This is a genomic window from Rhodopseudomonas palustris, from assembly GCF_003226555.1.
Lineage (GTDB): Bacteria > Pseudomonadota > Alphaproteobacteria > Rhizobiales > Xanthobacteraceae > Rhodopseudomonas > Rhodopseudomonas palustris_I.
In genome coordinates this window covers 1-258 of sequence record NZ_QKQS01000018.1, presented here as the reverse complement: position 1 = coordinate 258, position 258 = coordinate 1, and the positions used below count along the sequence as shown (strand labels likewise).

Annotated in this window: 1 protein-coding gene; it reads right to left on the bottom strand. The window is 67.1% G+C overall.

Features of this window, described 5'->3' with window-relative positions; all coding sequences use genetic code 11:
- Nucleotides 1-258 (bottom strand): transposase (locus DNX69_RS12340; protein WP_165825249.1); only part of this gene is annotated, 258 nt, incomplete at both ends.

Genomic DNA, 258 nt, shown 5'->3' with positions numbered 1-258 from the left:
CGCCGGGAGCAGCGTGGCGGGACGAGGTCCTGAGGGGGGAATCGTCGCCCGCTCGGCGACCAGGAATCCGTAGGCGGCGATGCACAGCGTTGCGTGATGATGGAAGCCGCGCCATCCACGCCCCTCATAGTGCCCGAGGCCGACCTCCTGCTTGAGCTCCTGGTAGTCACGCTCGATCCGCCAGCGCAGCTTGGCGAGGTCGACGAGCGGTCGGAAGCCGATCGTCTCCGGCAGTGTCGCAAGCCAATATTTGGTCGG